This window comes from Lysobacter enzymogenes (assembly GCF_017168095.1).
Lineage (GTDB): Bacteria > Pseudomonadota > Gammaproteobacteria > Xanthomonadales > Xanthomonadaceae > Lysobacter > Lysobacter enzymogenes_D.
In genome coordinates, this window is record NZ_LXSD01000246.1 from 1 (window position 1) to 9,792 (window position 9,792).

Genomic DNA, 9,792 nt, shown 5'->3' on the forward strand with positions numbered 1-9,792 from the left:
GCGCGCCGCCGGCGCCTGGGTGATCGAAGACGCCGCGCAGGCGCTGGGCGCGCGCCACGCCGACGGCACCCCGGCCGGCGCGGCCGGCGACCTGGGCCTGCTCAGCCTCGCCGCCGGCAAGGGCTTGAGCATTTTCGAAGGCGGCGCGCTGATCGCGCACGATCCGGCGCTGCGCGCCGGCATCGCCGAGCTCGCGCCGCAACTGCTGCCGAACTCGCCGGCGTGGGAGCTGCGCCGCTGCGCCGAGCTGATCGGCTACGCCGCGTTCTACGGCCCGCGCGGCCTGCGCTGGGTGTACGGGCGGCCGCTGCGGCAGGCGCTGCGCCGCGGCGACGACATGGCCGCGGCGCAGGACGGTTTCCCGCTGAGCATTCCGTTGCACCGGGTCAGCGCGTGGCGCCGGAACATCGGCGCGCGCGCCGCCGCGCGCCTGCCGGCGTTCCTCGACGCCGCACGCCAGCGCGCGCTGGCGCGCAGCGCGCAGCTGCGCGGGATCGAGGGCGTGCAGGTGCTCGGCGACCGCCGCGGCGAGCGCGGCACCTGGCCGACCCTGACCCTGCTGTTCGCCGACCCGGCCGCGCGCGACGCCGCCCTGGCGCGGCTGTGGGGCGCGGGCCTGGGCGTGTCCTGGCCGTTCGTGCGCGCGCTGCCGGATTACGACTACCTGCGCGGCACCGTGCCGCAAACGCCGGCGCCCAACGCCGCCGATTTCGCCGCGCGCGTGCTCGCCATCGGCAACAGCGAATGGCTCGACGACGAGGCGTTCGCGCGGATCGCGGCGGTGTTGGCCGAAAGTTGCCGAGGCGGGCGCGGCTGAGGCGTCGTCGTTCGCGGCATGCTCGGGTTTCGGCGTGGTTGCGGATTCGCGGTCGCGACTCGCGTCGCTCCTACAGCCGCCAACGCAACTGGCCGAAGCCCCTGTAGGAGCGGCGCAAGCCGCGACCGCGCCAATGAATCGCCTGCGTCAACTCGCCCGTCGCCGTCTCAGCCCAGCGCCGCGAGCAGCCGCAGGTTGACCCGATGCTGCTGCGCCTGCCACAGCCGCAGCGCATCCGCGTCCGGCGCGCTCTGGCCGTCGGCCGCGGCCAGCGCGCGCTTCCACCACTGCGGATACGCGGCGATGGAAATCTCGCCGGTGACGTCGCTGGCGACGATGCGCGGGCGCAGCCGTGCCACCGCGGCCAGCAGCGCGTCGGCGCGCATCAGGCCCTGGTCCCAGTTGGTCATCGCGTCTTCCGGGCGCAGCACGTCCTTGTCGACGCTGAGGTAGATCGGGTCGCCGTCGCGTTCGATCTCGGCCAGGAACGCCTGCAGCGCGGCGTCGACGCTGGCGTGCGCGCGCACCGCCGCGCCCAGGCCGAGCAGCCGCGCCCAGCCCACCGCGACCTGGCTGGACCAGTAGCGCAGCTTGCCGCGGTACAGCGGCCGCAGCCGGTTTTCCCAGGCGTGGCCCAGGCCGATGTCGGCCGAGGTGATGCCGACCACGTGCACGCGCGCGACCTGCGGCAGCGCGGCCACCCGCGACACCCACGAGCCGCAATGCACCGCCAGCGGGAAGCGCATGTTGTCGGGGTGGTTGTCGAACACCACCACCTGCAGGCGGCCGTGCGCGCGCGCGGCGCGGCGCATCAGCGGCAGGCTGAGGTGATGGAAATCGCCGCTGCCGAGGAACACGCAGCCGTGCCGCGCCGGCAGCGCGGCGTCGAGCGTTTCGCCGAAGCGCGCCAGCGCGCGCTGCGAGCAGGCGAAGCGCAGGCGGTCGTGCCAGTCGCGCAGGTCCAGGCGCAGCGCGCCGGGCAGGGCGCCGACCGAGGCGTCGAGGTCGAGCACCACCGGCGCGGACGCCGCATCGATCGATAGCGGCGAATCAGGCGCGACCGGCGGCATCGGCGTTCTCCTGTGGGTCGGCGTCGGGCGAGGCGGCCGTTTCCAGCACGCTGCGGTCGGATTCGAACAAGGTCGACACCCGGCGCAGAATCGCGCGCAGCAGCGGATTGCGCGCGTACACCGCGTGGCGGGTGAAGGCGAAGCGCGCGCCGAGCTGGCGCTTGACCTGCGGGTCGGTCCAGCCGGCCACGTACGCGTCGAGATTGCGGCGCAGCGCGTACTCCAGGTTCTCGAACCAGCTCAGCGCGTACAGGTTGTGTTCGCGCGCCTGCGGATAGAGCAGGCCGATGTACTTGTCGACCAACATGCCGGCGTGCTCGTAGCACAGGTTCCAGCCGATCATCTCGCCCTGGTGCCGGTACACGAACACCACGCCGCCGCTGTCGCCGTCGCGCAACAAGGCGCGGAAGTAATCGCGGCTGAGCCGGTCGAAATGGATCTCGCTTTGCGCGTAGACGTTGAGGTACAGCGCGTAGAACGCGTCGATGGTCGCCTCGTCGTCGAATACGGGCGCGCCGGCGGCCAGCGTTTCCACGCTCAGGTCCGCGCGCGAGCGCAGCTTGCGGCGCAGGTCGCGGCGGCGGCCGCGCGAGAGCCGCGCCAGGTAGGCGTCGATGGAATCGAAATCGATCGGCACCCAGGCCAGGGCCTGGCCTTCCAGCAGCACGAAGCCTTCCGCGGCCAGCGCGCGGGCGAATGCCGCGGCCTGGCGGTTGGCCTCCGGCGGCAGCAGCGGCGACTCGTCGGGCAGGTCCTTGACGATCAGCAGCGCGCAGCGCCGGCCCTGCTCGCGGCGCAGGCGTTGCGCCAGCGCGGCGGCGTCGCCGGCGCCGGGCAGCGGCGGCAGCCACAGGTATTCGGTGTTGGTCGCGCCGATGAAGCGGGTGCGCAGGCGCAGCCACGGCCGCCACAGCGACTGACCCGGCCAGCGCGCCAGCCGCTGCAGCAGCTCGGGTTCGGCCGTGGTCAGCAGGTCGAACGGGGCGGTGAAGGCGGGCAGGCCGCCGCCGGCCATCTCCGCCGCGAAGCCTTCGGGCGGGTGGGCCAGGAAATGGCCGAGCAGGCGCTCGGGTTCGAGTCGGGTCACGAAAGACATGTGCAAGGTTGGCCGGCTAGAGTCCGGCATGGGCAGGGCCGGCCCGGCCGCGTCGCGCGCCGGGCCCGGCCCGCCGAACGCGAGCCCCCGCAAGCGACACCAGGAGCGTCAGCATGAACGAATCCGTCGAACGGCAGTTGTACGAGATCATCGCCAAGCAAAGCGGCATCGATGTGGCGACGATCACCCCGCAGTCCACGCTCAAGGATCTCGGCGTCGACTCGCTGACCGCGATCGAGACCATCTTCGAGATCGAAGAGCACTTCGGCGTGACCCTGCCCGACCGCGATCCCAACTTCGACACCGACTCGGTCCAGGGCCTGTTGACCGCGTTGCAGCAGGCGCTCGACGGCGCCGCCGCGGCCCCCGGCGCGGCCTGAACGGCGGCAAGCCGAATTCAGACGCGAACCGGGATACAGTACCGACATCGTCCGCCGGAGACCCGGATGCGCAGAGTAGTCATCACCGGCATGGGCGCGATCGGCGCGCTCGGCCACACCGCGGCCGAGACCTGGCGCGAAATGCTCGCCGGCCGCAGCGGCATCGGCCCGATCCAGGCCGTGCCGGCCGAGAAGCTGCGGGCCAAGGTCGCCGCCGAAGTGCGCGACTACGATCCGGCCCGGCACTTCGACGACAAGCGCCTGCCGATGCTCGACCGCACCTCGCAGTTCGCGCTGATCGCCGCGCGCGAGGCGGTGCGCCAGTCCGGCATCGACTTCGACCAGGGCGACCTGCGCGAGCGCAGCGCGGTCATCGTCGGCACCGGCGTGGGCGGCGAGACCAGCCACGACGAGGCCTTCCGCCGGCTCTACGGCGACAACAACCCGCGCGTGCATCCCTTCACCATCGTGCGGGTGATGGCCAACGCGCCGGCCTGCCAGCTGAGCATCGAATTCGGCCTGACCGGCCCGGCGTTCGGCGTGGTCAGCGCCTGCGCCTCGTCCAACCACGCCTTCGCCCAGGCGCTGCAGACCATCCGCGCCGGCAGCGCCGACGTGGCCCTGGCCGGCGGCGCCGAGGCCTGCATCACCCTGGGCCTGACCAAGGCCTGGGAAGCGATGCGGGTGCTGGCCGACGACACCTGCCGGCCGTTCTGCCTGCAGCGGCGCGGGCTGGTGCTCGGCGAGGGCGCGGCGATCTTCGTGCTGGAAGAGTATGAGCACGCGCGCCGCCGCGGCGCGCAGATCCTGGCCGAACTGGCCGGCGCGGGCCTGTCGGCCGACGCCAGCGACCTGGTCCTGCCGTCGCAGGCCGGCGCGGTCGCGGCGATGCGCCGCGCGCTCAAGGACGCGCAGCTGCCGCTGGAGCAGGTCGGCTACATCAACGCCCACGGCACCGCCACGCCGGCCAACGACCCCAGCGAAACCCGGGCGATCCGCGAGACCTACGGCGCGCTGGCCGGGGTGATCCCGATCAGCTCGACCAAGGCCGTGCACGGCCACGCGCTCGGCGCGTCCGGCGCGCTGGAGATGGTCGCCGCGCTCGGCGCGCTGCGCGAGCAGATGGTGCCGCCGACGGCGAACTTCCTCGACCCGGACCCGCAGTGCGACCTCGACTACGTGCCCAACGTGGCGCGCGAGGCCAAGGTCGGCGCGGTGATGTCGAACTCGTTCGCGTTCGGCGGGTTGAACGCGGTGGTGGTGGTGCGCAGCTTGCGCTGAGGGTGGTGCGTTGAACGGGGGGGTAACGTCGCCCCCCCGGCCCGAATGCAGAGCGTTCGGGCGTTCGCGGTCGCGCGAGCCAATGGCTCGCAAGCGCGACCGCTCACCCCGCGTAGCGGGAGAGGGAAATGCGAGCAAAGCGAGCGAGGGTGAGGGCCGCGCGCCCCTACGCTGCGACGCAACCGCCGCGGCGACCGGTGAACGAGGAAACACGGTCGCCGCGGCCATCGCGAGCGCTTACAGCGAGCGCTTGGCGCGGGTCAGCACCTGGTCCAGCAGCGCCAGCGCCTGGTCGATCTCGGCGCCGGAGATATGCAGCGACGGCGCCAGGGTGATCACGTTCTTGTAATAGCCGCCGACGTCCAGCACCAGGCCCATCTTCTTGCCGTTGTGCTCCAGCTCGCCGGCCAGGCCGATGTCGCACATGCGGTCGAGCAGCTTCTTGTTCGGAGTGAAGCCGTCGGCTTCGCAGATCTCCGCACGCAGCGCCAGGCCCAGGCCGTCGACGTCGCCGATTTCCGGATGGCGCGTCTGCAGATCCTTCAGCCCGGCCAGGAAGTGCGCGCCGGCGCGCATCACCCGGTTCTCGTAATCGCCTTCGGCCAACATCTTCATCGTCTCCAGGCCCACGGCGGTGCCGAGCGGATTGGAGGCGAAGGTCGAATGGGTCGAGCCCGGCGGGAACACGGTCGGGTTGATCAGTTCCTCGCGCGCCCAGATGCCGGCGAGCGGGTTGAGGCCGTTGGTCAGCGCCTTGCCGAACACCAGCACGTCGGGCTGCACGCCGAAATGCTCGATCGACCACAGCTTGCCGGTGCGGAAGAAGCCCATCTGGATTTCGTCGACGACCAGCAAGATGCCGTACTTGTCGAGCACGCGCTTGAGGCCGGTGAAGAAGTTCGGCGGCGGAATCACATAGCCGCCGGTGCCCTGGATCGGCTCGACATAGAACGCGGCGTACTCGCACTGGCCGACCTTGGGATCCCACACGCCGTTGTATTCGGTCTCGAACAGGCGCTCGAACTTGGCCACGCAGTGCTCGCCGTACTCTTCCTTGCTCATGCCCTTGGGGCCGCGGAAGTGGTACGGGAATTCGATGAACTGGGCGCGGTCGAAATGGCCGTAGCGGCGACGATAGCGATACGACGAAGTGATCGCCGACGCGCCGAGGGTGCGGCCGTGGTAGCCGCCTTCGAAGGCGAACATCAGGCTCTTGCCGCCGCTGGCGTTGCGCACCAGCTTGAGCGAATCCTCGACCGACTGCGCGCCGCCGACGTTGAAGTGGACGCGGCCCTTGCGGCCCCACTTGTTCTGCGCGTCGACCGCGATGGTCTTGGCCAGCTCGATCTTGGTCGGGTGCAGGTACTGGCTGGCGACCTGCGGTAGGGTGTCGATCTGGCGCTTGAGCACCTCGTTCAGGCGCGGATTGCGGTAACCGAAGTTGACCGCCGAGTACCACATCTGCAGATCGAGGAATTCGGTGCCGGCCGAGTCGTACAGATAGCTGCCGTCGGCGCCGGTGAAGATCTTCGGCGGGTCGCTGTAATGCACGGTGTCGCCGAACGAGCACCAGGTTTCTTCGTCGGCGAGCAGCGCGGCGTCGGAACCCGGCGCGGCGGCGTCGGACAGGTCGGTGGCGGGGGCGGCGGCGTCGCGGAAAGCCGCGTCGTCGGCGAGCAGGGCGGAGTGGGTCATGGAGTGCTAGCCCGGGAGGGGAGGGGGAGGACGGAGACGGTTTCGCGCGGCGTATCCAGCAAGCCGTCGAGCAGGCTCGGCAGCAGCGCCAAGGCTTCCAGGAAGCCGCCGATCGGCGCATGGGCGATGCGCTGCTGGCGGCAGTGTTCGATCAATTTGGCTTTGGCGAAGACGTAATCGGCGCGCGCGGCGACGCAGAAATCCGACTGGCCGTCGCCGATCAGCAGGTTGCGCAGGCGCGGCGGCGCGGTCGCGGCGACCGCGCATTTGCAGGTGCCGCTGCCGACCCGGCAGTCCTCGCGCGAATGCGGGAAATCCAGGCGCCAGCCGCGTTCGCCGTCGGCGACCAGGCGGTTGGCGATCACCGGCAGCGGGCCGAGGCCGTGGCGGGCGAGGATGCGTTCGATCGCGTAATCCAGGCCGTCGCTGACCACGGTCAGGCGGCAGCCGGCGGCGTGCGCGGCGCGCACGAATTCGGGGAACGCCGGATCGATGCGGATGCCGTCGAGCAGGGCGTCGAGCTCGTCGCGGCCGGCATCGAGCAGGGCGACCTGCTGGCCCATGCACTCGCGCGAGGTGATGCGGCCGGCCTTCCACGCCGCTTCGATCAGCTCCCAGCCGGGCCGGGCGTAACGCACCAACACGGCATCGGTCACGTCCTGCAACGCGATGGTGCCGTCGAAATCGCAAAGGATGTTCCAGCCCAGGCTCATGCGCGGTCCTGCGGATAGTCGTTGGCCGCAGCCTAGGGGGCTTTCCTTTCGCAGCCCTTTCGCCGGGCGCAGGCGGCGGCCGCGGCGTTCAGCCGCGCAGGGCGGCGCGGTCATCGCCCTGCCATCGCAGTCCGACCGCGTCCCGCCCTGGCGTCGCCACCCTGGGCCGCACGCGCCGCCGCCCGCCGCGACGGCGCGCTCCCCGCCGTTCGGGTTCGGACTCATGAACAAAACGCTGTTGCCGCCTCCCGCTCCGCAGGCGGCCGCTTCGCATCGCGCCGGATGGTGCGCGCCGCGGACGTTGCCGATCCGCGAGTGAGCGCGCGGCTCAGCCGCGGTCGAGGCCGAACATGAAGTCGTGGAACCAGCCGATGCCCAGATAAGCCGCGACCATCGCCAGCGCGGACAGCAGGCAGGTCGCGAACACGGCGATCCAGGTGAACCTGCGTTCGTTCATGCGCGACCTCGTCCGTGTCGCCAGGACGATAGCGCCTGAGCGCGAACGCGTCGCCGACGCCGGTCAAGCGCGAAGCGTGGCGCGATGCACATCGAAACGCTTGCTCACTCCCGCTCACCGCCGCGGCGCACGAGCGTTCGCACGCGACGCCCTACCTGCGCCCCCTGCAGGAGCGGCGCAAGCCGCGACCGCGCCACCGCGCCTGCCGCACCCCCGTCGAACGCCCGCGCCAACCGCCCCGCTACTCGTCCCCGCGCACCGTCGCCAGCCGCAGAAAGCTTTCATGCTGATAGCGGCTCATGCGCAACCGCTGCCCATCGTCCATCGTCACCACGTGATAGCCGTTGAACCACGGCTGGATGCTGCGTACCCGGCGCACGTTGACGATCGCCGAGCGGTGCACGCGGGCGAAATCGCGCGGGTCCAGACGCGCGGCCAGCGCGCTCAGGGTTTCGCGCAGCTCGTGCACGCGGCCGCCGGCGTGGATCTGCACGGTGTTGCGGTTGGCCTTGATCCAGACGATGTCCTCGACCGCGATCAACACCACCTCCTCGCCGTCGCGCACCGGAATGCGCTGCAGGTGCTCGTGCTTCTGCCGCAGCGCGTCCAGCGCCTGCAGGATCTGGCTACCGAGCCCGGCCTGCGCGGCCAAGCGCAGCTTGGCGCGCTGCACGGTGGCGGCGAAGCGTTCGCGGCTGAACGGTTTGACCAGGTAATCGACCGCGTTGGCTTCGAACGCGCGCACCGCGTACTGCTCGTAGGCGGTGACGAACACCGTGGCCGGCATGCGCGCCTCGCCGACCGCGGCGATCACGTCCAGGCCGGTCATCGCCGGCATCTGGATGTCGAGGAACACCAGGTCGGGCCGCAGCTGCGCGATCGCGCGCACCGCGCTGGCGCCGTCGCCGCATTCGCCGAGCAGGCGCAACTGCGGGTCTTCGCGCAGCAGGCGGACGATGGCCAGCCGCGCCAGCGGCTCGTCGTCGACCACCAGCACGCCCGGACTCATGCGCGCGCGGCTCCGGCGTCGGCGGACGGCGCGGCTTCGCCGGCGGCGATCTCCACCTCTTCGTCGATGTCGCGCGCCGGCAGCGCGATGCGGCAGGCCACGCCCTGCGGCCACAGCGCGTCCAGGCGCAGCTGCGCGCGCTCGCCGTACAGCTCGCGCAGGCGCAGGCGGGTGTTGGACAGGCCGATGCCGTGGCCCTGCGCGCTTTCGCCCGGGGTGAGTTCGCTGTTGCGGTTGCGCACTTCGATGCGCAGCTCGCCGTCCTCGCGCCGGCATTCGATCTCGACCCGGTCGGCGCCGACCCGGCGGCCGATGCCGTGGCGGATCGCGTTCTCCACCAGCGGCTGCAGCAGCAGGCTCGGCACCGCGCAGTCCAGCGCTTCGGGATCGGCGTAGATGCGCGCATCCAGGCGGTCCTGGAAGCGCTTGCGCTGGATGCCCAGGTACAGCTCCAGCAAGTCCAGCTCGCGCCGCAGCGAAATCTCCTGGCCGTCGTAATCCTCCAGGAACGCGCGCAGCAGTTCGCTCAGGCGCAGCAGCATGTCCTCGGCCGAACGCTGGTCCTCGTCGAGCAGGGTCACGATGGCGTGCAGGGTGTTGAACAGGAAGTGCGGCTGCAACTGGGTCTTGAGCACCTGCAGGCGCGACTGCGCCAGCTCGCGCGCGAGCCGGCTGGCTTCCAGCTCGCGCCGGCTTTGCTCGGCGCGAAAGTGCAGCGAGTGCTGGATCGCCAGCAGCGCCCAATACGTCAGCAGACCGGTGGCGGCGTGCTGGCCGACGAAATACACCAGCTGCTGGCCGAAGCCGCTGGGTTCGAACAAGGTCGATACCGCCGAGCCGATCGCCAGCGCCAGCGCGGTCACGCCGACGCTCAGCAGCGCCTGCCGGCCGAGTCCGCGCAGGCGCAGCGGCGGGCGGATCGGATGCCGCGCCGACAAGCGGAACACCCACGGCGCCAGCGCGGCCCAGGTGAACCACTGGATCAGCGACCAGCGAAGATAGTCGAACGGCGACCACACCTCGGGGCCGACCACCGCGTCGAACAGCATGTGCTGCACGGCGAAGGCCAGCGCCACCACCGCCCACAAGCTGAGGTAGCGGCCCAGGCCGATGGAAGTGTCGCCCAACTGGATCTGCATCGGCGCGGCCCGCAATCGCTTGGCCGGCATCGTAAGCGCGGCCAGGCGCGCGGCAAAGCGCGGGCGCCGGCGGCGACGATCCGTCCCGCCGCGGCGACGATTCGTCCCGCCGCGCTGGCCGCGCGCGCCGTCGCC

At 71.4% G+C, this 9,792-nt stretch carries 10 protein-coding genes; 3 read left to right on the top strand and 7 right to left on the bottom strand.

Annotation, left to right across the window (positions count from 1 at the left end; genetic code table 11):
• Positions 1-817, top strand: an 817-nt coding sequence (locus tag A7A76_RS06675) for a DegT/DnrJ/EryC1/StrS family aminotransferase (protein WP_206410455.1), incomplete at its 5' end; no start/stop codon positions are given.
• A gap of 167 nt (positions 818-984) precedes the next feature.
• Here the strand turns inward: A7A76_RS06675 and A7A76_RS06680 are convergent.
• Both A7A76_RS06680 and A7A76_RS06685 read right to left on the bottom strand, forming a co-directional pair.
• Positions 985-1,887, bottom strand: coding sequence for an arginase family protein (locus tag A7A76_RS06680; RefSeq protein ID WP_206410456.1), 903 nt, complete (start codon positions 1,885-1,887; stop codon positions 985-987).
• Positions 1,868-2,983 (bottom strand): peptidogalycan biosysnthesis protein, encoded by a 1,116-nt coding sequence (locus A7A76_RS06685; RefSeq protein ID WP_206410457.1) that lies wholly within the window; start codon positions 2,981-2,983, stop codon positions 1,868-1,870. Before A7A76_RS06685 ends, A7A76_RS06680 begins: the two co-directional genes overlap by 20 nt.
• 113 nt (positions 2,984-3,096) lie before the next feature.
• On the opposite strand from A7A76_RS06685, the gene A7A76_RS06690 reads away from it, so the two are divergent.
• Positions 3,097-3,363 carry an acyl carrier protein gene (locus tag A7A76_RS06690; protein WP_206410458.1) on the top strand — a complete coding sequence of 89 codons (267 nt, stop codon included), beginning with the start codon at positions 3,097-3,099 and terminating at the stop codon, positions 3,361-3,363.
• Positions 3,364-3,429: 66 nt separating this feature from the next.
• Complete coding sequence (locus A7A76_RS06695; RefSeq protein WP_206410459.1) at positions 3,430-4,644, top strand: beta-ketoacyl-[acyl-carrier-protein] synthase family protein; 1,215 nt, start codon at positions 3,430-3,432, stop codon at positions 4,642-4,644.
• A gap of 237 nt (positions 4,645-4,881) precedes the next feature.
• Here A7A76_RS06695 and A7A76_RS06700 read toward each other — a convergent pair whose 3' ends face one another.
• The 5 genes from A7A76_RS06700 to A7A76_RS06715 form a co-directional block, all read right to left on the bottom strand.
• A complete protein-coding gene (locus A7A76_RS06700; RefSeq protein WP_206410460.1) occupies positions 4,882-6,339 on the bottom strand; it encodes an aspartate aminotransferase family protein in 1,458 nt (485 codons plus the stop codon).
• Positions 6,336-7,046: an MtnX-like HAD-IB family phosphatase gene (locus A7A76_RS06705; RefSeq protein WP_206410463.1), complete on the bottom strand. Its 711-nt coding sequence runs from the start codon at positions 7,044-7,046 to the stop codon at positions 6,336-6,338. The genes A7A76_RS06700 and A7A76_RS06705 overlap by 4 nt, the downstream gene beginning before the upstream one ends.
• Before the next feature lie 334 nt (positions 7,047-7,380).
• Positions 7,381-7,509 (bottom strand): hypothetical protein, encoded by a 129-nt coding sequence (locus A7A76_RS25825; protein ID WP_277425788.1) that lies wholly within the window; start codon positions 7,507-7,509, stop codon positions 7,381-7,383.
• A gap of 241 nt (positions 7,510-7,750) precedes the next feature.
• Positions 7,751-8,518 (bottom strand): LytR/AlgR family response regulator transcription factor, encoded by a 768-nt coding sequence (locus A7A76_RS06710; RefSeq protein ID WP_206410461.1) that lies wholly within the window; start codon positions 8,516-8,518, stop codon positions 7,751-7,753.
• Entirely contained in the window at positions 8,515-9,657 is a 1,143-nt protein-coding gene (locus A7A76_RS06715; protein WP_206410462.1) for a sensor histidine kinase, read from the bottom strand. Before A7A76_RS06715 ends, A7A76_RS06710 begins: the two co-directional genes overlap by 4 nt.
• Between the last annotated feature and the right edge of the window lie 135 nt (positions 9,658-9,792).